Below are 23,459 nucleotides of genomic sequence, written 5' to 3'. Positions count from 1 at the left end.
GTTGAAGGAGTTGAGTTAATGAAACTATATAATCCCAATGATAGTAGGGATAATTGCGGCTTTGGCTTAATAGCCCATGTTAACGGTGAGCCGAGTCACCGTCTTGTGCATACCGCAATCCATGGCCTGGACCGCATGCAACACCGTGGCGGTATCGCCGCAGATGGTAAAACTGGTGACGGTTGTGGACTTTTATTACAAAAACCTGACGCATTCTTTCAGAAAGTCGCTAGTGAAAACGGCTGGACGTTAGCAAAGAACTATGCGGTAGGTATGATATTCCTGAGCCAGGACGATGAAAAAGCCCAGGCAGCAATGGAAATACTCGATGAAGAGTTAGAAAACGAAACGCTGGCCGTTTTAGGTTGGCGCGATGTGCCCACCGATCCATCCGTTTTAGGTGATTTGGCCTCCTCCTGTGTACCTCAGATCAAACAGGTATTTGTGAACGCCCCTCAGGGTTGGCGTGCAGTTGATCTGGAGCGCCGTTTATTCATGGCCCGTCGCCGTGCCGAAAAACGATTAGCCGAAGACCAGGATTTTTACATCGCCTCTCTGTCGAATCTGGTGTCCATATACAAGGGTTTGGTAATGCCCAAAGACCTGCCGAGATTTTACCTGGATCTTGCCGATAAAGACCTGGCATCGGCAATTTGTGTATTCCATCAACGCTTCTCCACCAATACGCTGCCTAAGTGGCCACTGGCACAGCCATTTCGCTTCCTGGCGCACAATGGTGAAATCAACACCATCCGAGGCAATCGCGATTGGGCCCAGGCAAGAACGTACAAGTTCCGCACGCCGCTCATTCCCGATTTAAAAGAGGCTGCACCTTTTGTAAATATGGAAGGCTCGGATTCCTCGTCACTGGATAACATGCTGGAGCTATTCTTGGCAGGCGGCATGGATTTATTCCGTGCCATGCGTTTATTGGTGCCACCAGCCTATCAAAACGATAAAACCATGGATGAAAACTTGCGGGCTTTCTACGAGTTCAACTCCATGCACATGGAGCCATGGGATGGTCCGGCAGGTATCGTGCTTACTAACGGCCGCCATGTGGCCTGTAATCTTGACCGAAATGGTCTGCGCCCGGCGCGCTATGTAATTACCAAAGACGGATTTATTACCCTTGCTTCAGAAGTCGGTATCTGGGATTACAAACCTACAGACGTAGTGGAAAAAGGCCGGGTTGGCCCAGGCGAAATGCTGGCCGTAGATACCAAAACCGGTAAAATCTGGCGCAGTAATGAAATCGACGAAGATCTCAAAGGTCGCCATCCCTACAAGGAATGGATCGGCAACCACATTCGCCGTTTAAAACCCATCGAAGAATACGAAGAAACCTTGATTGGAAAGCGCACCTACTCGGATGATGAGTTAGGCGTGTACCACAAACTATTCAATTACTCTTACGAAGAATTGCAACAAGTGATCAAGGTACTGGCTGCAGACGGTCAGGAAGCTGTTGGCTCAATGGGCGACGATACGCCAATGGCAGTGATGTCTTCGAAACCCCGAATTTTGTACGATTATTTCCGTCAGCAGTTTGCCCAGGTGACGAATCCTCCCATTGATCCATTACGTGAAAATCACGTGATGTCACTAGCCACCTGTATTGGACGAGAAAAAGACGTATTCAGCGAAACCTCCGGCTATGCCGACCGGGTATTGTTCAATTCCCCTATCCTCACCTACACCGACCTGGTGCAGTTAAGAGAATACGATCCTGAGCATTATTACTCAGAAGCGGTGGATTTGAATTACAAACCAGAGGAAGGGTTAAAACGCGCTATTGAGCGGGTTTGTGACGAAACCGAATATCTGGTTAAAAAGAAAAAAGCCGTGTTTGTGGTGCTGTCGGATCGCAACATCAAAAAAGACCGTTTACCTATTCCTGCGGCTATGGCCGTCGGTGCGGTACAGCGTCGCCTTGTTGATAAATCACTGCGCTGCGATGCCAACATCGTAGTAGAGACCGCGTCAGCCCGTGACCCCCACCACTTTGCGGTGTTATTGGGCTTGGGTGCTACCGCCATTTATCCTTATCTCGCTTATGAAACCATCGAGCAAATGGTGGAAAAAGGCGAACTGGATGTAAGCCATATGCAAGCCTTTACTAACTTCCGCAAAGGCATCAACAAAGGCTTATTTAAAATCATGTCCAAAATGGGCATCTCCACGGTGGCCAGTTATCGCAGCTCCAAGTTGTTCGAACTGGTTGGCGTTGCCGACGAAGTAATGGAGGTTTGTTTCCGCGGTGTGCCTTCGCGCATTCAAGGTGCTGGCTTCAGTGATTTTGAACAAGATCTGGTGAACCTAAATCGTATCGCCTGGCTTAAACGCAAGCAACTCAACCACGGTGGTTTACTCAAATACGTGCACGGCGGGGAATATCACGCCTATAACCCGGATGTGGTCACCAGCTTGCAAAAAGCGGTTAAGTCCGGTGATTACGCCGACTATCGCGTGTTTGCCGACCTGGTAAATCAGCGTTCCCCTGCCCACTTCCGCGATTTGTTGGCTTTGAAAACCGGCAAAGAGCCGATTGCAGTGGAACAGGTGGAGCCAGCTGAAAGCTTGTACCCGCGCTTCGATAGCGCCGCCATGTCTATCGGTGCATTAAGCCCGGAAGCCCACGAGGCCTTGGCCATTGCCATGAACACCTTGGGGGGACAGTCGAACTCAGGTGAAGGCGGTGAAGATCCAAAACGCTTTGGTAACTCCCGTAACTCTAAGATCAAACAGGTGGCATCAGGCCGTTTTGGGGTAACTCCCCATTACCTGGTTAACGCTGATGTTATCCAAATCAAAGTCGCCCAAGGTGCCAAGCCCGGTGAAGGCGGACAACTACCTGGCGACAAGGTCAACAAATACATCGCGCAACTGCGTTTCTCGGTACCAGGCGTCACCCTGATATCGCCACCGCCACACCACGATATTTATTCTATCGAGGATCTGGCCCAGCTGATTTTCGACCTCAAGCAGGTGAATCCCAAAGCGCTGATCTCAGTTAAGTTAGTATCAGAGCCAGGTGTAGGCACTATTGCCACTGGTGTTGCTAAAGCCTATGCCGATTTGATTACGGTATCAGGTTATGACGGTGGCACAGGGGCCAGCCCACTCACCTCGGTGAAATACGCAGGTTGTCCTTGGGAGCTAGGCCTGGCAGAAACCCAACAAGCGTTGGTAGAAAACGGTCTGCGTCACAAAGTGCGGGTGCAAACCGACGGCGGCTTAAAAACCGGCCTGGATGTGATAAAAGCAGCTATCCTTGGCGCTGAAAGCTTTGGCTTTGGTACCGGCCCCATGGTGGCGTTAGGATGTAAGTACTTACGTATCTGCCATCTCAACAATTGTGCGACCGGCGTAGCAACTCAAGACGAAAAGCTGCGTAGCGAATACTTCATTGGGTTGCCGGAAATGGTGATGAATTACTTTAAGTTCATCGCTCAGGAAGTGCGCGAGATTTTGGCCAGTCTTGGCGTGCAACGCCTGGATGACTTGATTGGTCGCACTGAGTATCTGGAAGTGTTGGATGGCATCAATGCCAAGCAGCACAAGCTAAATCTTAAGCCGATGTTGGCGAAAGCCGAAGCAGGCTCTCATACCCGTTTGTTCTGTTCAGAGGTCACCAATAAACCTCTGGATAACGGCGATATGAACCTGGCTATCCTGGCCCGCGCTGAATCTGCGGTGCAAAACAAATCCGGTATTAGCCTTAACTTTAATATTCGCAATACCGACCGTTCTGTGGGTGCGTCATTGTCTGGTTTTATTGCCCGTCACTATGGCAACCAGGGCATGGCGGATTATCCGATAAACATCAACTTTAAAGGCACCGCAGGACAAAGCTTCGGCGTATGGAATGCCGGTGGCCTCGAAATGCGTTTAGAAGGTGATGCCAACGACTATGTAGGTAAAGGCATGACTGGCGGTAAGCTGGTGATCCATCCACCTGCAGGTGTTGAGTTTGATACTCACAACAGTGCCATTATTGGTAATACCTGTTTATACGGCGCTACGGGCGGCAAACTCTTTGCCGCAGGCCGGGCTGGTGAGCGTTTGGCGGTGCGTAACTCAGGTGCCATTGCGGTGGTGGAAGGCGCAGGTGATAACGCCTGTGAATACATGACCGGCGGTATCGTTGCCATACTAGGTAAAATTGGCGTTAACTTTGGTGCCGGTATGACGGGTGGTTTTGCTTATATTCTCGATGAGCAAGGGGACCTGGAAAACCGGGTTAACCAGGAGCTGGTAGAAATTCTGGATATCAGTGACAAGATCATTTTATCTGAACATCTGCGCGGCTTAGTAGATCAGCATTACGAAGAAACAGGCAGTGAACACGCCCTGAAAATTCTCACTAACTTTGCTGACTACCTTGGCAAGATCAAACTCATTAAACCCAAAACCAGTGATGTGAAAAACCTGCTTGGCCATATCAGTCGCTCATCTAATGAGCTACGAGTGCAGGCGCAGTAACGGAGTAATTTATGGCTAAGAATGTTTATCAATTTGTTGATGTGGAACGCATCGATCCTCCAAAAAAACCGGTGCATGTGCGCCGCGCAGATTTTGGGGAAATCTATCATCCGCTGTCGGCTTCGCAAACCGAAGGCCAGGCAGATCGCTGCCTGGACTGCGGTAACCCATACTGCGAATGGAAGTGCCCGGTGCACAACTTTATCCCTCAGTGGTTAAAGTTAGCTAACGAAGGACGTATTCTGGAAGCGGCGGAGCTGTCTCATAAAACTAACAGCTTGCCGGAAGTATGTGGTCGGGTATGCCCGCAAGACCGCCTGTGTGAAGGCGCTTGTACCCTTAACGACGATTTTGGCGCGGTTACCATCGGTAGTATCGAGAAATACATCACCGACACCGCGTTCAAGATGGGTTGGCGTCCGGATATGTCGGATGTAGTACCTACAGGCAAAAAAGTCGCCATTGTAGGAGCTGGCCCTGCAGGTCTGGCTTGCGCGGATATTCTGGTGCGCAATGGTGTTAAGCCCGTGGTGTTTGATAAATACCCTGAAATTGGTGGCCTGCTGACTTTTGGTATTCCGTCTTTCAAACTGGAAAAAGAAGTGGTGCAACTGCGCCGCGAAATCTTTATCGAAATGGGTGTTGAATTTGTACTCAATACTGAAGTGGGTAAAGACGTGCAATTCCAGGATCTCATCGATCAGTACGACGCTGTATTCCTGGGCATGGGTACCTACAAATACATGAAAGGTGGTTTTGACAACGAAGCCGCGCCGGGCGTATACGATGCCCTGCCGTTTTTGATTGCCAATACCAACCGCATCATGAACCTTGAAAAAGATCCTGCCGATTACATCAGCATGGAAGGCAAGAAGGTAGTGGTGCTGGGGGGTGGTGACACCGCTATGGACTGCGTGCGTACATCTGTTCGTCAGGGCGCTGAAAGTGTGATCTGTGCTTATCGACGCGACGAAGCCAATATGCCGGGCTCGCGTCGTGAAGTCACTAATGCTCGCGAAGAAGGTGTGGATTTTCGCTTTAATTTGCAGCCGCTGGATATTGCCGTTGACGAATCCGGTAAAGCCATTGGCGTAAAGCTGGTAAAAACTCAATTGGGTGCGCCAGATGCCGCCGGGCGCCGTCGTCCTGAGCCTGTGGATGGCTCAGAGCACGTGCTGGAAGCTGATGCAGTAATCGTGGCCTTTGGTTTTCAACCCAGTCCGGCTAACTGGTTCGCTGATTACGGTATCATCCTCGATGAGAAAGGCCGGGTTCGCGCCCCCGCCCAAGGCAAATACGCCTATCAAACCAGTAACCCGAAGATCTTCGCCGGTGGCGATATGGTCAGAGGTTCAGATTTGGTGGTAACCGCCATCGACGAAGGCCGCAAAGCCGCCGATGGCATCCTGGATTACCTACACGTGTGATGCAGTTTTACGCTATTAAAAAAGGTCAGCAGTGCTGACCTTTTTTGTTTCCAAAGGAAATTTTTTCAGCATCAAACAATCAGTTTTCAGGCGTTTTGCGAGAGGGCTTGATTCGCCTGGGGATAAACAACGCCATTAGCACAAGCAAAATAATGACAAGCAGTGTCACAAGCGCTGTCACTGGCTTGAAAAAGCCATATTCTAATGCGGGATGATAAGCTATCTGTAACACCAACAGCCCTGTCATTAACAAAAGTAAAGGCATGTTGAACCGGGTCAGAGCTGGTGCAAAATCGGCGATGTTATGGGCTTTACGGCCCACTAAAAAAGAAATCGCCACGATGATAACCATAAGATAATCACCTGCCGCTTCGAACAGTGGGCGAACGAAAACCACAGTGTTAAATAGCGCCAGCAGAATACTGAAATGCAGCAACGTCCTTTGAGTTTTATTTGTCATATTTTGTGTCCTTACTGCATCCAGGTATTGATATGATTCGCCAACTCGCGGGGCTTTTCCAGAGGTAACATATGACCTGAAGCAGAGGTGGCGATAACGGCGAGTTTGGTATTCACATTGGCTAGTTTTTTGAGCCATCGCGAGTTCACCAATCTGTCGTGTTCACTGTAATAAATGATTGTATCAAAAGAGAACTGTTTCAGGGCTGAAGCAAGGTCGGCTCTTTGTGACGTATAGCGATACTGACTGATAAACTCAGCTTCACCCAGATCGCTATCCATTTCCAAAATCAAATCGATTAGACTTTCTATTTGATTGCTTTCATCCAACAAAGCCGCGGCTTTTTTGCGACTCATGCCCTTGTAGCCATAGGATTCAACGTATTTTAAAACATCATGGCGTTGCTTTAATTCTTCAGTGGAGAGGCTGCAAGGGCTATTTGAGACAACAAATAATTTTGCAATGCGTTCGGGATATAACATGGAGAACCGGGTTGCAATGTAGCCTCCCAGCGAAAATCCAATCAGGTTTACCCTGTCTTCGACCAAGATATGGTTATAGTGCTCAGCCAGTTCACCTAAGCTTGTATCTCGCGGTATATCTAAATAACAAAGCTCAATAGAATCGTGTAAATGCGGCAGCAATCTGTTCCACAACTTTTGATTGCACATGGTTCCTGGAATTAAATACAGCTTTTTACCCACAGTACTTCCTTGAATAAATCCCTTGTCAAAACACTTGCGCTATCTCATCAGCAAGGTTTAGGTATTTGATAGATATCCCGACTCAAGCCATCATTAAACAGTTCTCGTCTGACTTTTTTACCCCCTAATTTTTCAACTAAAGCGCGGGCTGCCCGGTTATCATCATTCATGTAGGTTTCAACAACATCCCACCCAAACTCGTTATAGGCATGCAATAATGCGGCATTTGAAGCTTCAGTTGCGATACCTTGGCCTCGCCCTTCGGGGGACACCCACCAGGTTAACTCCCTGGGCCACTCTTTGCCCTGCCAGAAGCCACAAGTGCCAATATAGTTATTATCTGATTTGCGTTGAATTACCCAAACGCCAAACCCTAGCAAATACCAGGAACCAATATCAGCCTTTAACCTGGCCCAGACTTGCTCGGTTGTAATGGGCCCGCCATAGGCTTGTGACGCCTCAGCATCGGCATAGAACTCTTCATATACACTAAAAGCTTCTTGCGTTGGTGGCACTAACCTTAGTCTTTCTGTTTCTATTGTTGGGATCATCATTATTCTCTGGCGCAAATTTTTCTTGAGGTAAAAATGGTTTGTTCTGGTAGCGGGTGACGTTAAAAACTAGCAGCCTGAATGATTAGCTCTTTTAGATAAGCATAATCAAGTTGCTCCTGACTTTTAAAATTTACATGCCTTCGGTATTTACCTGTGCCCTTGAGTATCTTACGCTCATCCTTTAACTGAGGCCCATGACTCAATGACAACTGCACGTGGGCAGAATAAACAAATACACCGCAGAACTGTCCTTCTTTTTCCTCAGGCTTTAGCGTAAAGAGCGTGCCACCATATTTACTCACTCTGACGCTATCTGGTACGCAGATTTGCACGAATGTTTCGAGTTCGCTGGCGATAGAAACTAAATCTATTGAGTCATTTTCCATTGTGAAGATTCCTTTTGATATGAGGTTAAAACACAAAACGAAAACCATCGCTTCATATACGCAAAAAATACCTTACTGCATGCGGAGTCTCAGCAGATTCGATTTTTGTTTCAGTTTTCAATGTTAACTTGCTGGAATAGCTTTCTCTGAACTAGAGTAAAGTACAGCAAACAGGAATCAAGGACAGTATCATTTTTTCATCTAAGGTGCGTTTCACTATTGGCAAATTCATACTGACATTACTCACATTGCTGCATGCAGTTCACAGTAATGCTGAACCGGAGGTTTTATTCGTTACGGAGAACTTACCACCGCTGCAGTATATAGAAAACAATAAGCTTACCGGTGAACACTTCGATCTAGTACAAAACTTGAAAAATGCATCCGGGCTTACGCAAGCCCCGGTGGAAGTTTATCCATGGGCAAGAGCCTATAAGATGGCTCAGGAACGCAAGAATACCTTCATTTTCTCTATCGTGCGTACGGCTGAACGAGAAGATAAATTTATTTGGATAAAAAAATTAGGAACAGATACATATGGTTTCTACGGCCGCAAGCCAATAAGTCAATATCAGGTTAAAAGCATGGAAGATGCGAAAAACTGGTTAACTGTGGTGTTGCGCCAGGATCTGGTTTACGAAACACTAACCACCTTGGGCTTTGAAGAGCGACGCCACCTCATAGTCAGCAGCAACCTTAACTCTGTGTTTAAGTTATTCTTTTCAGGAAAAGCAGATTTTGTGGTAACCAATAAGCATTTATTCAAAAGTAAAGCAGAGCTACTTAATCAAGACCCACTCAACTGGGATGTTGTATGGACTGTACCCGAACTTGCCCAAGGATATTATCTTGCCGCTCAACTAGATACTAACCCTGATATTATCGCAAAGCTTATGGCTGCAGAAAAAACCATTTCGTTACAACCATAAACTGACTGGCAACGTTAACTGAAATGATACTGGATTGGCAACAAAAACTTAAACTGTTTACCTGGCAACCTTGGTTGTTACTGGCGGTATTGAGCTATCTGTTGGCTGAAGTCTACTTTTTGACCTTGCTGGTCAACAGCCTTTATTACGTTGAGCACTATAGCGAATTTAATCAGCTGGAAGTCACCGGACGGCTGATATCGGGTATCGGCTTGGGTTTGTCGGTACTGATTGGCCTGTCACTTAACAAAAAACTCAATACGGCTAAAACGCTTAACCGCGTTTCCCTGAAAATGGCGATATTTGGCCTGGTCACCATGGTGGGCTATATCGGCATGAAAGAGTTATACCTGTTTATGGAGCGCAATGCCTCTAACCAGATCATTCATTGCAGTATATTGGGTAACGCGGCAAACCGGGTATTCAGCAAAGGAACCTTACCTGATTATGACAACTATGTTGCATCAGGCGGATTAGTGGGTTACAGCCAAAAGCAACTGGTGCGCTTGTACCTGCCAATGCACGTTTGCCTGAACGATAGTTATCGCCACACTCTGGAAACATCAGCAACGATTGAGGTTGAATTGGCTCAGATGGTTTCAGAAACGGGCTTACCGCAAAAAATAGCGCGCCCAGCAGAAGTCATCTATCTCGGATTTCGCGATAACCTTGATGAATTCTCTTCGGTGATGGATGAATTGCAGCGTTTCAAAAATACCGAACTTGAGTCGCCATTTATAAAACAAAACATCGCTAATTTTGAGCAGCTTTTGCAATCTCAAAGTCGCTTTACAAGGCATGATGCCGCACGCCTTAGCGAGGTCTATCAATGCGCCCTGGAACGTGCAACTGAAGATTCATCATTACATGCAGAGCAACGCTTTTTACTTTCCGTAAGTCGTTGCCTTTACGATGTTGCCAGAAATCGCTTCAGCTCCTTGCCGGAAATTCACAAGGCGATGGATATTTTTAAACTGGAACAGGATATTGCTTTTCATTGGGCACGCCAATTTATCAGGGCACCGGAAAATATCCCGGAAGAAGCATTAAACCTGATGCGCAAGAGTTTTGCGTTGGTGTTTTTACCCACCTACGCGGTATTAGTGAGTACCTTCATTGTATTTATATGCCTGGCAGCCTATATCAGAACCCGCTTTTTGATACGCGCTGAAAAATTAAAAACACGGGTTAACCCCGTGTTAAACGCGCTGCTTTCACCTCTTGTGGTTGTACCATTTATCTGGACAGCTATTTTTCTATGGCTACCAAGACCGGAGGTTGAAAGCATTATTTATCCTGCCAATACCCAATCTAACTGGGTGAAGGTGATACAGGTAACCCAACGCCCCTTATTTTACTATTACGATGTGGCCCTTGAGAGTTTCAAGCAACTGGAAATACCGGTGTCATTGACAACAAAAACCTCAAATACCGGGGAATTTGCCAGTGGCACATCAGGATCAGGCATAACCGAATTTACCGGGTTCTATCATCTGAACTTATGTGACTCCGATTGTCAGCCGGTTCGGCTTCACTTGCTACCCGGCGGAAAGACAGCAAAGGTTTTTTATCGCGATGTGCAATGCACAGCAACTCTGCTACTCGATTCCAGCAAGGGGCAGTCCTGGTATCACTATTTTGAGACCTCACCAGCAGAACCTGAATGTGGCGCAAGCCGATTATGGCGCATAAAGCCCGGCGGCGATGTGTTAAACATTGAAATACAAACTGAAGAAAACGTGTCACAACTACAGGCACACAATCTGTTTTTGTAAACAGTTTAAATTTACACCAAGTGCAAACGAATTTGCTATACGCTGCCTTCTCGTTCAATCACCAGAATTCTGGCTTCGCCCTTGGGACGAGCAACATGTTCAGTACCAACGGAGGCAAAAAAGATATCACCTGAATTCAGGATTGCAGACTTAACTTCATTATTTTCTTTGTATAGCATTTCCACGATGCCATCCATAACAACAAAAACTTCTTCACCGTCATTTACGTGCCATTTGTAGGGTTGATCAGTCCAATGTAAACGAGTGGTAATGCCGTCCATGTTGGCAATGTCCTTTGCGCCCCACGCTTTAGTTGCCGTGAATTCTTTACTCCTAATAACTTCCATTGCAATTCCTTCGTTATGAGATACTTCAAAGTGTATAACCTCGCGCTAAGCGGAAAAAAATCATTGGCTATGTTTTTATTCTAATGCTTTTTTAGTCTCATTTAACCCAGATTATTCAGGTTCATAACCTTCTACTTTAGTGAGCAGAAATTCCCAAAAGGTTTTGATCCGTGCGGTATTTCTCAAGTCTTTATTGGCCAACATCCACAATGCCGAGTCGTATTTGCTATCGAGTTGCAATAACTCAATGAGTCCATTTGATTCATCTCTTGGCAATAGTGCTATGCCCTGATGATTGAGTGCTGAGTTTAACGCTGTGGCGATAGAATTACAGTAGATTGACCTGGTATTGTGTTTTATTTGTTTTTGATACCAACGTACTGCCGGGTTGTCCAATTGCACATAGTCGATTGCTGCTAATTGGGTTAAGTCGGATAAGGAAAAATTTTGTGCGGCGTCGTGTTTTTGCAAAAAACGTTCTGATGCGTAAATACTCAGTGGAATATTCCAAACTTTTCGAGCAATTAAACTATCAGGTGCAGTATGGCTTGCTCTAATTGCAATATCCGCTTCGCGCTGCTCTATATCCAACCTTGTTTCGCTTTCTAATACTTCGAACTCAACATCAGGATAGGTTTGCCTAAATTCGCCTATCCAGTGTGGCAGCGTTGCCGTGGCCATGGTTGACGGTGCAGTAATACGTATTAACCCCTGAACTTTTTCATGTTTTAACGCGCTTTGAATGAGGATCTCATCAGCCAAAGACTCCATTCGTTTGGCATTTTCTAAAATGGTTTCTCCCGCTTCTGTCAGTTGATAACCTTGACGCCCTGCGACAAATAACTGAATCGAAAGTTTATTTTCTAATTGCTGAATGCGCCGCCACACTGTGGTTGCGTTGACTTTCAATTGCTCTGACGCCGCTTGTAACGTGCGTTTTTCCGCAAGCGCAATGAGTACTTTAAAATCGTTCCAGTCCACAGCCTATCCTCTCATTAACTGCGACTAATTACATTCAAATTAATATTGCAAATATGCAATATGTTTTTGAATGTTTACTTATTTAAATGCAATTAGTCACATGAAAGAATAACACTATCAACGAACAAACAGGATCTCCACAATGAATAAGCAGAAGATTATTTATTACACCGTTTCAATATTATTTGCCTTATCTATGGCGGCTTCTGGCTTGGCCAAACTGACAGGACAAGCGGCGTTAGTACAAGCAACCACAGATTTGGGTTATCCCATTTACCTTTTAAACATTTTAGGTTCGGCCTATTTAATTGGTGCAGTGTGTATCTTGCAGCCTAAATTTGCATGGTTAAAACAATGGGGTTATGCAGGATTTGCAATAGCGCTAATTGGCGCAATAAGTTCACATTTATTGGCTGCTCAAGCTTTTAGTACTGCGGTTCCTGCCATTGTATTGTTACTTGTGTTGACGGTGATCATATCCTTAAACGCTAAGCTAACTCGGGTTTGAGGATAATCATTTAAACGCATAAAGCAGCAGAGTTGTGTTTAAAAACAAAACCAGAAGCTAATTCAATTAAAAACGGGAGTTAGCTTCTGTTCCTTTATTTTCAGCAACAACTAATTAATGTAATTGTTACTTCTATGTTTGGTATTTTTTATACAAATACCAAGTGACTAAACCCGGGGGACAATGGCGTATAAGGTGAAAACCAACGAGGTAACGCAATAGCTAACTTTTAAATTAAACGGTACAGATCGCTTGGACTAAAATCCGTGAGGCGCGAACCGAACCTAGCCCACTTTTTGTGCCCGTTTTGAACTGATTGGCTAGCTGCCATTAACTAGTAATGATAACGACACGAGATAACGGTAATTGCTTTATCATCCACGGCATAAACTAAGCGATTTGTATCATCTATTCTACGAGACCAGAAGCCTGACAGGTTTTCTTTTAGGGCTTCCGGTTTTCCAATTCCATCAAACGGAGAACGCTGAATATCGACAATGAGTTTATTGATACGTTTCAAAGTCTTCTTGTCTTGAGTTTGCCAATACAGGTAACTATTCCAGGCTTCATCAGTCCATGATAACAACCTGTTACTCATCAATAAGTTCTCGCTGTGTCGTTTTGCCCTCTTTAAACTGCGCAATAGAACGATTTAAATGTTCAGCGTTGGCTGGCGAGCGAAGCAAATGAACAGTTTCCATGAGACTATTGTAGTATTCCAATGACATCACAACAGCATCTTCAGAGTCACGACGCGTGATAACAGTAGTATCCGCATCATTAACTACATTGTCTAAAACAGCTTTAAGACTATTTCGGGCCTCGGTAAAAGATACAATTCTCATTTCGCACCACAAGTTGTACATTATATGGTACAACTTTAGCTTAAGATAGAGGATATGTACAGGATGTTGTGCATAACTTCGGTGTGGCAGCTAACGCCTCATTCAGAGGCAATAAAATAGCTGGTTAAAATTAGCGAGGCACGAGCAAAAACCAGCTGTTTTTTGTCCTGCTGAAATGACTTGTTAGCTTTGCTTTTTGACAATTATAACTTTACAAGTTTTGGATCTAATTTTATAGCCTGATCAAAACCAAAAGTCATCGGTAGCATTTTGTCTCTTACAATTTCACTACTAGTCAGATCTTCTTGACCAAATTGAACATCACCATACTGCCAATCCATTTCAAATGGCAAAGGGAATCTAGTTAGTTGAATTGTTTTAGTACCTTCAGATATGTCTACATCCGAAGGTACAACTATTTGATATGAAATATTGCCAAAGCAAATTACTAGATGACAGTATGGAGAAGTCTTAGCTTCCGGTTTTCTTCTTAATACTAATACCGTCACTCCCTTATTTGGTTTTGGCCCAGGAATGAATGCGTTTAAAATAATTTGTGGTTTACAAATTGTCTGACTATGGTCAGGAGACAATAGCCAAGTAATTGCATTTGTAAATTGAAGTAATTCAGAATCATCTATTACAGATAAAGCTATTTTTACTAAGCATTTAAAAACGGCACTAGGAACATGAGGTTCAAGATGGAAGTTGGTTTCAATCGATTTATTTTCAACATCTAGGTTAGCGAACTTGCTATCCTCTCTGTCGATAATCTTTGCTCCTTCAGAAGAAGTGAACTCATACCTAGATTTCTTATCTTTCGTTTTGTAGCTTGGGACTTTCTTCTTCCCTTTTATTTGAGCCGCTAATCGATAAGGCTTTGTGTACTTATCTAGATGGTCTTCTAGATTTTCCGAAACAAATTTATTACACGTATCGCACTCATTTCTTAAAATCAGTTGCTTGTTACCCAAAAACTCAGGAACTGCATGAGCTATATCTTTAAATGTTACTTCTGGTTCTCCTCTTCCACAAAAGCGGCACACCTTATCGCTATTTCCAATGTATAGTTTTCCACCTTTATCAAGATGATATTGAGCTATTGGCTCATAGTTATTTTCATAAAACTCAAGCCGCTCTTTGATCGAGATAGACATGCGGAGCTCCCTGTAAAGCTAACACCGCACTAAGCGGAACAAAATAGTTGGCTATACTGTGAGCGAAGCGAACCCAGCCAACTATTTTGTTTCTGCTTGCGTGCCATTGTTATATGAAAACCTATCAATTCTTTAGTGAAAAGGTAGCTATCTTAGGTTTACCACTGATACAACCAGATAAATAAACATCGACTTTTAATTTCGCAGTGAGTGCTGTGAGAATCATTGACCACATGAGCCTCTCTCCAGGAGTTTCTGACTCATTAAGGTCCATGTAGGCCCAACCATTGTTGGAAGAACAATTGTCTGGATTTGGCAACGATGTCGTGAAATGTATATTAGGATAGTTACCCGGACCAGCCACGATTTTTTTACTTCTAAACCATAAACCCATTGTCCCGCACTTGCATGGAATGTACAAAATGTGGCTATTGAAGCTATTAATATTTTTAGATTATTCAAAATAGTTGGTTCCTTTACCTGGTCATATAACGGCCCGGTTAAACGAGCATAAAAACGTTGGCTAAACTTTGTGAGGCACGAACACAGCCAACTTTTTTTGTGTCCGTTTTGCACCGATTGTTATGTTTTAGTCTGAAATCCTTAACCAACGAATAATACATGCGCCAGTAGAATCTTTACGAGTATCATCAATGGATACTACAACCTCTTTATTCGCCATTTTAGCTGCCAGCGCCATTGAAAATGAACGTTTAGCCCAAGCGGGTAATCGAAGCACCACCAATCCATTATATTTAGGGCAGGAGCCAAGTTCTATGACATTATGAAGTGTTATAAAATCTGCATCTTCTCCAAACAAATCGTCTGCGTTGTCGTGAATCGAGTGAACAGTACCGTTGGCGATAAAAGTTTCGGCTATCGAACAAATTGAAAAGGACCAACACAAGAAAAACAAACCAAGTAACTTCAATCTTTTTTCCTTAAAAACATAACGTCTAAATTAAAGGGCAAATACTTGTTGGCTATACTGCCTGAGGAACGAAGGCCAGCCAACGAGTATTTGTCCATGTTTAAATTTTCTTGTTAGAGTTATCTGGATGGCAGGTATAAACCTTTTACTATAGGCTGATTACTTGAATTACAGCCATCTACATATAATTCTATTGTTTTATCACTCATGTAAGTTGCTAGGGCTAAGGAAAATTTCGAGTTCTGAGATTGTTCAGTATCAGTAGAGTGCCCCCCAACAATCCATTTTGAGGAACTTGTACATCCATCAACGTTTGTCCAATCTCCCCATATTGTAAATTGTCCACTTGCGCCCATGGAACTAATTCTCTTTATTTTAAATGCTCCAGTATACCCGGCTGCCGCAGAAGTAACGGAAACAGACAGCAAAAAGAGCAAAACTAATAAACGATTCATTTGAATACTTTCCTAAACAACGAATTAACTCTAACTACTAAATTAAAGGGCAAATACTTGTTGGCTAGACTGCGTGAAGAATGAACGCCAGCCAACGAGTATTTGTCCGTATTTAAATTTTCTTGTTATGTGCGTGTTGATATGAACACTTTATTTGATGAAAAAGCCGAGTGATTTCGCAACCCCATCCACGTCTTGTAAGACAAGAACACCCAGATATTCGGTATTATCAATAGTAGTCCATTGTTTCCACAAAATATGAACATTGGACTCTCTTCTAAGTATGCCCAATAGTTCTCTTTTTTCGCTCAATGCCGTTAAAAATGGAACATTCTCCCATTGGTTTTCTACATCCAATTTCAGCTCATCGCTAACCAGATCCGAAGGCATGTGCTTAACGAATACGTTCCAATTTCTGGAATTTGAGGCTTCGATTAGCTCATTGTAGATGGGGTTGGCGATTTGCAAAATTTCAGAGTCAGACATTGCCAATAAATCCATAATCCGTTTCCTATTTTAAGAGCACATAACGTCGTAAATAAATGGCAAATACTTGCTGGCTATAATACCCGAAGAATGAGGGGCAGCCAGCGAGTATTTGTCCGGTTTAATTTGCCTTGTTAGAACACGTCTAATTATGAAGGTAAATTGATGTTATTATTGGCGTAGATAATCCAGACCAACATCCGGTTGTTTGGATATTAACCTTTGTACCTGAAGCCTTTGCCATCAACAACGTTGAATAAATTTCTTTCGCCAGTGGATTAGCATTTTCTCCCTCAAATAACAAAACAGGAAGTTTTCTTTCACAACCATCCTCTATTGGGATGTCATAAATATAAACCCTTGCTGTGTTGTTAGATATAAGTTGTATTCTTGCATCTTCCAAACTGACAACTCCTGAACTTCCTCCGGCATTTGCATATAAACTACAGAAGCTCGCAATAATACTTGTAATAAACTTTAGTCTATTCACACATTCCTCAATTAATTTAGAGTGTTCTAACTATTATTAGACGAACAAAGTTCGTGTTAAAACACGAACTTAATTCGTCTAACCTGTAAAGTCAATTTGCGACACTGCTCTCAAACCCACTGAAAAAGCGAGTTACACGACGCTTTAGGCTTTATGCGGTTGATAAAAGACGAACTTGTATCGTCTAACACCACTAGTGATTAAGTTGCATTCTTTGACCTCTTCCACCCATTAATTTTTCCTATCAAAAACCAAATTATTTATCGTTTAGTGCGAATGATATTTCGTCTGAATATGAGCCTGAGCACATAGCACCAGAAGTACTATCAATCATTGAAAATAGACCATGTTTTTTGTCCAACAATCACATGGATCCAATTACCCATTCTCATTCCTGTCGGGATTCGCTAAAGTGGTTCGTTAAGGTCACAAAAACAATAAAACCCCAATAACAAGCCATGCTGACGCCTTCTCTGCTATTGATTGCCGCCCTACTCTATTTGCTGATGCTGTTTGGTATTGCCTGGTGGGGGGATAAATCTAATCGTTGGCTCAAGGCTAAACCTGCCGTTTACAGTTTGGGCTTGGGTGTGTATTGCACCTCTTGGTCGTTTTATGGGGTGCCGGGGCAAACCGCGGAAACCGGATGGTGGATAACACCTACCTACACAGGTGCCATCTTGGTTTATATCCTTGCCTGGCCACTGGTGCTAAAAGTAGCCCGTATCTGTCGCGATAATAATCTTACCTCCATGGCGGATTTTATCGCCACACGCTATGGTCGCTCTATGCGCATCTCGGCGTTAATTAGCTTGGTATGTGTGATTGCTATTGTGCCCTATATCAGCCTACAAATTCGCGCCGTTGCCAACAGCGTTAACATCGTTACCGATACTAGCAGTGTGGGTGGCAATAGCGCCTTGCTGTTTACCCTATTGCTTGCAGTATTCGCGATTTTGTTCGGTACTCGTAGAGTGCGTACCTCCGAGCACAATCCGGGTTTGATGCTGGCCATTGCGTTTGAATCAATTATCAAGCTTTTCACTTTTGTTGCTGTCGGCATCTTTGTGGTGTGGTTCATGTTTGATGGGGTTGCCGATTTGAGTCTGCAAAGTGAGCAATTGGATTTTAACAGTAGTGAATCCACTTCCTGGTTCACCTACGCCAGCCAGACCTTTATTGGCGTGTTGATGATGTTTTGTTTACCTCGTCAGTTTCATGTGTGCTTTATCGAACAAACCAGCAAAAAAGAAATGTTGCCGTCTCGCTGGCTGTTTCCCTTTTACATGCTGGCACTGAACCTGTTTGCCCTACCCATTGCCTCCGCTGGATTGCTGTGGTTCCAAGGCACCGATGTGCCCCCCGATAACATTATGTTGCTTTTGCCCATGGCCGCAGACAGTCCAATAATGACGCTAATCTCATTCCTGGGGGGATTTGCCGCAGCCACCAGCATGGTGATTGTTTCCTCCATTGTACTGAGCATCATGGTATCCAATGATTTGATCACCCCTTGGCTTGTTAGCCGAACCCGGCAAAGGCAGGTAGCAGAGCGCTTAAGCCCGCAAAAGCTGATCTTGTTTCGCCGATTGACCATCATCATCGTTTTATTATCCGCATGGCTTTATTACCAAATCACCCGAGATTACGGGCTGCTGGCGAATACCGGGCTGATGGCCATGACCCTAGTGGCGCAATGTGCTCCGGCATTATTGCTAGGTTTGTACTGGCGCAACGCCAGCGAAAAAGCCGCGCTGCACAGTATTCTGGTGGGGACTGCGCTTTGGGCATACACACTGCTATTGCCCACCTTATTGTATTCCAGCTCGCCCGATAGCAGCATTCTGCATTCCGGTTTTTTGGGCATTAGTGTCCTGATCCCCACCGCCATGTTTGGACTGCAGCTGGATTTTATCAGCCATGGTCTGCTGGTGAGTTTAGGTGGCAACCTGCTAACGTTTTTCTGGCTGTGTTGGCGACGACGCCCGCTAGTGGCAGAACAATTACAAGCATCGATTTTTATCAACAATCAAAGTCGACCTGATAACCCAAAAGGCAGTTATGACAACCTCAGTCTGGCCAGCGTGCAAAGTCTACTTTCCCGGTTTTTAGAGCCACAACGGGTAGAAGAGTTTTTTGTCAACCACATGGGAACCGCAAAGCCGGACTGGCAGCGCTCGGCGCCAAAATCACTGCTGGATAAATTAGAGCAGGAATTATCTGCCATTATCGGCGGTGCTTCAGCACGGTTGGTACTGGAATCCGCCAGCGGTAGCAACAATGTCGCCCTGAGCGAAGTGGTAGAACTGGTGGATGAGGCCAGCGAAGTCTACAAATTTAACCGCGCCTTGCTGCAGTCTACCATTCAGAATATCGAACAAGGTATATCCGTGGTCGATAAAGAACTGCGCATTGTGGCCTGGAACCGGGCATACATTGATATGTTCGACTACCCCGACGGCGAGATTTATGTGGGCCGCCCTGTGGCAGAAGTGATCCAGCTCAATGCCAATCGCGGCCTGTTCGGCGAAATAAACAAACAGCAAATTAATGAACAAGTAGAAAAGCGGGTGGCCTTTTTGCGCTCCGGCAAACCCTACAGTTTCCGCCGTGTGCATCAAACCGGTAAAGTGTTGGAAATGAAGGGCAACCCACTACCCGGTGGTGGATTTGTTACTACCTACACTGATATCACCGAATTTGTGGAAAACCAAAAAGCCCTGGAAGAGCTCAACGTACACCTGGAAAAACGGGTTAAGCAACGCACCCAAGATTTAGAAGCCATGAATCATCGTCTGGAAGATGCCCGGCAATTGGCAGTACAGGCTAATGAAGACAAAACCCGCTACTTTGCGGCCATCAGCCACGATCTACTGCAGCCATTTAATGCGGCGACACTGTTTAACTCTATTCTCAAAGAAAAGCTGCAAACGCCAGAACTGGCAGAGCTAAGCAACAATATTCAAAACTCGCTAGAAAATGCCGAACAGCTAGTAAATTCAGTGTTGGAACTCACCAAACTGGATGCTGGGGTTATTTCGCCGCAAGTAGAAGATGTGGATATTTATCAACTAGTCACACCACTGTTGGATGAATATCGCTTGATGTGTGAAAACAAAAACCTGCAATTCACTGCAGATATTCCTCATCAACTCACTCGCACCGACGCCCGGTTGTTAGTTCGGGTGCTACAAAACCTGCTTACTAACGCTATCCGCTACACCGAATCTGGCTTTGTCTCGGTACAATGCCTGGTGGATAAGCAGCTGGTGATCAGTGTTAAAGATTCAGGAGAAGGCATTAAAGAAGAGGACAAAGCCCGCATTTTTAAAGATTTTGAACAGGCCAGTCGTCAACAAACTGGACAGGGCTTAGGTCTCGGACTGGCAATCGCCTCCCGCATTTGCCGCATATTGGGGCATGAATTAAGTTTTAACTCTACCTGGAAGCAAGGCAGCGAATTTCGCATCAGCCTGCCCTGTATCAAAGGCGATATCAATCCATCTCCAAGCAACAGCACTAAAGCGGTATGTAAAACCGACATGCAAGGTATTAGCGTGCTGGTGATTGATAATGAACCAGCGCTGCTGGAAGCCATGACACTGCGCCTGGAAACCTGGGGCTGCAAAGTAGAAAAAGCAGAGAGCGAATCGCAAGCACTGACCATGTGCCAATACTTTATCCCAGACATCATCGTAGCCGACTACCATCTGGACAACGGCGAAAACGGCATTGCTGTGGTGCAACAAATTCAGCAGTTACTAAAACGCAATGTACCCGTCATTATTAACAGTGCCGACCAGGCAGAAACCATTCGCGAAATGGCCATGGAGCAGGGCTTTGGTTTTATTGCCAAGCCAGTAAAACCTGCAACCTTAAAGCGACTGTTGAAAAAGGGTTTAGGTTAAACGGAGAGAGAGCTACTCTTCTTTGTAGATATACAGGTACTCAATGTTGATATTTTTAATATCCTCATATTTCAGTATCAGTCTATCCCCTTTAATTTCATAGAAGCGCAACTTTGTTGGTTCGTCTTGTCGCTTAAGTTCTGCTTCTTGAAACTCTGTTTCATTGTCTGGTGGTTCTGGTTTTTCTTGCCTATCAACCTTTGCCTCATCCAGTTCAATCGGTCTTCGCATAGCATCAGATAATACGATACGATTCAATTGCCCGTCGGAATCGAGATAAAAATCCTCCAGCACACCGTAATATAGAAACGCAACATTCTTTGATTCAACCAAACAAGATACCTTGATGAGTTCCGCGTTTTGAGAGTTGGATAACTGGCCTTTGAGTTCGTAATACCATGGGGTATCAAAAGCAAATCGAGAAGATTTGTAGGGGTTTAGCTTGAAAACAGATTTTTGGAATACTTTCCCCAATACATAGGCCAGTATGAATGAGCTGGAGAAGTAGGAAAAAATATAAGGCACATTATCGCTGATAGCCGCTAAATCTTGTTCAGACAAAGATTTTGCACCGATGAGCAGCTTTACGCACACATCGTAATCTATCGGAGCACCAAACCAAGGCACCAGTGTTGTAATTACCAGCAGATGAACTATCAAAGCATAAAAAAAAGCCAAAGATGACGACACATCAAATGGCTTTTTCTCAATACTGGTGTTTTCGACTTTTTCGTAGGATTTTTGAAGAATAAAACCCGGCAATATCAATATGAAAATAAAAAATGCCGGGAAAGCAATATTCATGCAACAGCTTTGTCTCGGGGGGAAGTAGTAACGGTATATTTCTCACCGTTAGACAGTGTGATCACTTGGCTTCCTTTGGAGCTACTGGCGATAAAGTCTCGTAACTGTTGATTACCTTGAGAATCGCCTTTGATTTTCTTCGCAAGATTACCCAGTAATGCTTTCATAGCTTACTCATACTTTAACTATATTAATATCTATACTACGCCAAATTTATTTTTTACGCTAGCAACTACAGCGCGTTTTCATTTCCTCCTGATTCCGCCGTGCTTCTGCAATCGGACTGTATTTTACCCAGCGAAACAAATACATAATAAACAATTTGGTGATACCACTGGTAACGGCGAGTACCATCAATGGCCAACTTGTTGTTAACCCCATACTCAAGGCAAATGCAATAGTGGAAACGTCCATCATTAAAATAAACTGGCTCATTTTAATATCCACCGCACCTGTTTTACCGGAAGTCACGATAAGCTTAATCTGATGGGCATAGCCTTGAGCCAGCAAAGCAGAAATTAGCAATATCATAGTGGTAGCAATCCAACGCCCTTCATCCTGATAGGTATCACCAAAGTACAGCCCAAATAACGATACAACTAAACAAACTACGGCAAACCACAGAATGCCCAGGGATAAACGGGTCCGTCGGTCACACCATATCTCCCATAGGATCAAAGCCACTAACACAGCAGCGATTAAACGCGGCCAGACAATATAATGATTAAAGGGGGTTATGGAATAACCATAAACGAAAAATGAAAGATAGGCCAAAAAGCTCACACTAAATTGATTTAGAGACAAAAGCTGCGTGGCATTTCCCGAGCAAGCCTGCGATGATTTACGCCGTTTTACCGTCTGTAATTGTGAATAAACGCCATACAAGCTAATAAAGATAAAAGCAGTGTTAATTAATCCAAAGACATGATACAAAGTTCAACTCCCATACAAACCATTTTTGTCGACAATATAGGATCAAAAAGTCTTTAAATCACATTTTAATTATTTATATCGAAAATATTGTCGACAAAGAATCGTTTTTAAAGAGATTTGATACAGTTACAGGAGACCTGAATGGCGCAAAACAAGGTAGTACTCATTACTGGCAGCAGCAGAGGCATTGGCGCCCAAACGGCATTGCGTTTTGCTAAAGCGGGTTATGCCGTAGTGTTGAACTATCGACAAGCACAGCAGGAAGCCGAAGAGCTGCAGCGGCAGATACAAGCCATGGGAGTTGAATGCTGTGCAGTACAAGCGGATGTGACCAAAGAGTCGGATGTACGACAACTTTTTACGCAAGCGGATAACCTGGGACGCCTTTCAGTATTAGTGAACAACGCTGGAATACTGAAACAACAAGCCAGACTTACGGACATTTCCGCTGAGCGTTTAATGCAAGTGATGGAGGTAAATATGCTGTCTTGCTTATTGTGCACCCAGCAAGCCATTAAACGCATGTCCACTAAACAAGGTGGAACAGGCGGTGCCATCGTTAACGTTTCTTCACTGGCGGCGAAAACTGGCTCACCCAACGAATATGTCGACTACGCTGCCTCAAAGGGTGCCATGGATAGTTTTACACGAGGTGCAGCGCTTGAATTGGCCGATGAAGGAATACGTGTGAATGCCGTTCGCCCAGGTCTGATTTACACGGACATCCACGCTTCCGGCGGAGAGCCAGATCGGGTAAACCGACTTAAGAATAAACTCCCTTTGCAGCGAGGCGGCAGGCCAGAAGAAGTGGCCGAAGCCATCTTCTGGCTGGCATCAGAACAATCCTCCTACACCACTGGCACCCTGTTAGATGTAGCAGGAGGGTTATGACGA

At 44.5% G+C, this 23,459-nt stretch carries 23 protein-coding genes; 7 read left to right on the top strand and 16 right to left on the bottom strand.

Annotated elements, in window-relative coordinates:
• Positions 1-18 precede the first annotated feature (18 nt).
• On the top strand, positions 19-4,485 hold the full coding sequence (gltB, locus tag ACXAGP_RS19770; protein WP_475263383.1) for a glutamate synthase large subunit: 4,467 nt from the start codon (positions 19-21) through the stop codon (positions 4,483-4,485).
• A gap of 11 nt (positions 4,486-4,496) precedes the next feature.
• Positions 4,497-5,912, top strand: a complete 1,416-nt coding sequence (locus ACXAGP_RS19765; RefSeq protein WP_475263382.1) for an FAD-dependent oxidoreductase — start codon at positions 4,497-4,499, stop codon at positions 5,910-5,912.
• A gap of 79 nt (positions 5,913-5,991) precedes the next feature.
• Here the strand turns inward: ACXAGP_RS19765 and ACXAGP_RS19760 are convergent, their stop codons facing one another.
• From ACXAGP_RS19760 to ACXAGP_RS19745, 4 genes are read right to left on the bottom strand one after another with little or no spacing between them, the layout of a single operon-like run.
• A complete protein-coding gene (locus tag ACXAGP_RS19760; RefSeq protein ID WP_475263380.1) occupies positions 5,992-6,372 on the bottom strand; it encodes a hypothetical protein in 381 nt (126 codons plus the stop codon).
• An 11-nt stretch (positions 6,373-6,383) separates the two neighbouring features.
• Positions 6,384-7,076 carry an alpha/beta fold hydrolase gene (locus ACXAGP_RS19755; RefSeq protein ID WP_475263378.1) on the bottom strand — a complete coding sequence of 231 codons (693 nt, stop codon included), beginning with the start codon at positions 7,074-7,076 and terminating at the stop codon, positions 6,384-6,386.
• Positions 7,077-7,123: 47 nt separating this feature from the next.
• Positions 7,124-7,630, bottom strand: coding sequence for a GNAT family N-acetyltransferase (locus tag ACXAGP_RS19750; protein ID WP_475263376.1), 507 nt, complete (start codon positions 7,628-7,630; stop codon positions 7,124-7,126).
• Positions 7,631-7,689: 59 nt separating this feature from the next.
• Complete coding sequence (locus tag ACXAGP_RS19745) at positions 7,690-8,016, bottom strand: DUF1801 domain-containing protein (protein WP_475263374.1); 327 nt, start codon at positions 8,014-8,016, stop codon at positions 7,690-7,692.
• A 206-nt stretch (positions 8,017-8,222) separates the two neighbouring features.
• Here ACXAGP_RS19745 and ACXAGP_RS19740 point away from each other — a divergent pair, with 206 nt between their 5' ends.
• Together ACXAGP_RS19740 and ACXAGP_RS19735 are read left to right on the top strand one after the other, a co-directional pair.
• Positions 8,223-8,945, top strand: a complete 723-nt coding sequence (locus tag ACXAGP_RS19740; RefSeq protein WP_475263372.1) for a substrate-binding periplasmic protein — start codon at positions 8,223-8,225, stop codon at positions 8,943-8,945.
• A 23-nt stretch (positions 8,946-8,968) separates the two neighbouring features.
• Positions 8,969-10,720, top strand: a complete 1,752-nt coding sequence (locus tag ACXAGP_RS19735) for a hypothetical protein (protein ID WP_475263371.1) — start codon at positions 8,969-8,971, stop codon at positions 10,718-10,720.
• 35 nt (positions 10,721-10,755) lie between these two features.
• On the opposite strand, the gene ACXAGP_RS19730 is transcribed toward ACXAGP_RS19735, so the two are convergent.
• Together ACXAGP_RS19730 and ACXAGP_RS19725 are read right to left on the bottom strand one after the other, a co-directional pair.
• Complete coding sequence (locus ACXAGP_RS19730) at positions 10,756-11,067, bottom strand: cupin domain-containing protein (protein WP_475263369.1); 312 nt, start codon at positions 11,065-11,067, stop codon at positions 10,756-10,758.
• A 111-nt stretch (positions 11,068-11,178) separates the two neighbouring features.
• On the bottom strand, positions 11,179-12,048 hold the full coding sequence (locus ACXAGP_RS19725) for a LysR family transcriptional regulator (protein ID WP_475263367.1): 870 nt from the start codon (positions 12,046-12,048) through the stop codon (positions 11,179-11,181).
• Positions 12,049-12,190: 142 nt separating this feature from the next.
• Here ACXAGP_RS19725 and ACXAGP_RS19720 point away from each other — a divergent pair, with 142 nt between their 5' ends.
• A complete protein-coding gene (locus tag ACXAGP_RS19720; RefSeq protein WP_475263365.1) occupies positions 12,191-12,556 on the top strand; it encodes a DoxX family protein in 366 nt (121 codons plus the stop codon).
• Positions 12,557-12,890: 334 nt separating this feature from the next.
• Here ACXAGP_RS19720 and ACXAGP_RS19715 read toward each other — a convergent pair whose 3' ends face one another.
• The 7 genes from ACXAGP_RS19715 to ACXAGP_RS19685 form a co-directional block, all read right to left on the bottom strand.
• Complete coding sequence (locus ACXAGP_RS19715; RefSeq protein ID WP_475263364.1) at positions 12,891-13,154, bottom strand: Txe/YoeB family addiction module toxin; 264 nt, start codon at positions 13,152-13,154, stop codon at positions 12,891-12,893.
• Positions 13,147-13,401 carry a type II toxin-antitoxin system Phd/YefM family antitoxin gene (locus tag ACXAGP_RS19710; protein WP_475263363.1) on the bottom strand — a complete coding sequence of 85 codons (255 nt, stop codon included), beginning with the start codon at positions 13,399-13,401 and terminating at the stop codon, positions 13,147-13,149. The genes ACXAGP_RS19715 and ACXAGP_RS19710 overlap by 8 nt, the downstream gene beginning before the upstream one ends.
• Before the next feature lie 203 nt (positions 13,402-13,604).
• Positions 13,605-14,558 carry an HNH endonuclease gene (locus ACXAGP_RS19705; protein ID WP_475263361.1) on the bottom strand — a complete coding sequence of 318 codons (954 nt, stop codon included), beginning with the start codon at positions 14,556-14,558 and terminating at the stop codon, positions 13,605-13,607.
• A gap of 589 nt (positions 14,559-15,147) precedes the next feature.
• Positions 15,148-15,489, bottom strand: a complete 342-nt coding sequence (locus tag ACXAGP_RS19700) for a hypothetical protein (protein WP_475263360.1) — start codon at positions 15,487-15,489, stop codon at positions 15,148-15,150.
• A gap of 119 nt (positions 15,490-15,608) precedes the next feature.
• Positions 15,609-15,944: a hypothetical protein gene (locus ACXAGP_RS19695; RefSeq protein WP_475263358.1), complete on the bottom strand. Its 336-nt coding sequence runs from the start codon at positions 15,942-15,944 to the stop codon at positions 15,609-15,611.
• Between the two features lie 150 nt (positions 15,945-16,094).
• The gene (locus tag ACXAGP_RS19690; protein ID WP_475263357.1) at positions 16,095-16,445 is read right to left on the bottom strand and encodes a hypothetical protein; all 351 of its coding nucleotides are present in this window, start codon (positions 16,443-16,445) and stop codon (positions 16,095-16,097) included.
• Positions 16,446-16,575: 130 nt separating this feature from the next.
• The gene (locus ACXAGP_RS19685) at positions 16,576-16,920 is read right to left on the bottom strand and encodes a hypothetical protein (RefSeq protein WP_475263356.1); all 345 of its coding nucleotides are present in this window, start codon (positions 16,918-16,920) and stop codon (positions 16,576-16,578) included.
• A gap of 458 nt (positions 16,921-17,378) precedes the next feature.
• On the opposite strand from ACXAGP_RS19685, the gene ACXAGP_RS19680 reads away from it, so the two are divergent.
• Positions 17,379-20,828 (top strand): hybrid sensor histidine kinase/response regulator, encoded by a 3,450-nt coding sequence (locus ACXAGP_RS19680; protein WP_475263354.1) that lies wholly within the window; start codon positions 17,379-17,381, stop codon positions 20,826-20,828.
• Between the two features lie 12 nt (positions 20,829-20,840).
• On the opposite strand, the gene ACXAGP_RS19675 is transcribed toward ACXAGP_RS19680, so the two are convergent.
• The 3 genes from ACXAGP_RS19675 to ACXAGP_RS19665 are packed head-to-tail and all read right to left on the bottom strand — an operon-like array spanning position 20,841 to position 22,436.
• A complete protein-coding gene (locus tag ACXAGP_RS19675; protein ID WP_475263353.1) occupies positions 20,841-21,632 on the bottom strand; it encodes a hypothetical protein in 792 nt (263 codons plus the stop codon).
• Positions 21,629-21,799 (bottom strand): hypothetical protein, encoded by a 171-nt coding sequence (locus tag ACXAGP_RS19670; protein ID WP_475263351.1) that lies wholly within the window; start codon positions 21,797-21,799, stop codon positions 21,629-21,631. Before ACXAGP_RS19670 ends, ACXAGP_RS19675 begins: the two co-directional genes overlap by 4 nt.
• A 58-nt stretch (positions 21,800-21,857) precedes the next feature.
• On the bottom strand, positions 21,858-22,436 hold the full coding sequence (locus tag ACXAGP_RS19665; protein ID WP_475263350.1) for a hypothetical protein: 579 nt from the start codon (positions 22,434-22,436) through the stop codon (positions 21,858-21,860).
• Positions 22,437-22,706: 270 nt separating this feature from the next.
• On the opposite strand from ACXAGP_RS19665, the gene ACXAGP_RS19660 reads away from it, so the two are divergent.
• Positions 22,707-23,456 (top strand): glucose 1-dehydrogenase, encoded by a 750-nt coding sequence (locus tag ACXAGP_RS19660; RefSeq protein ID WP_475263349.1) that lies wholly within the window; start codon positions 22,707-22,709, stop codon positions 23,454-23,456.
• Positions 23,457-23,459 lie beyond the last annotated feature (3 nt).

The sequence above is a fragment of the Planctobacterium sp. AWM4_229 genome (assembly GCF_056160305.1).
The sequence above is the reverse complement of the archived record's forward strand: the minus strand, read 5'-3'. Positions and strand labels throughout refer to the sequence as shown.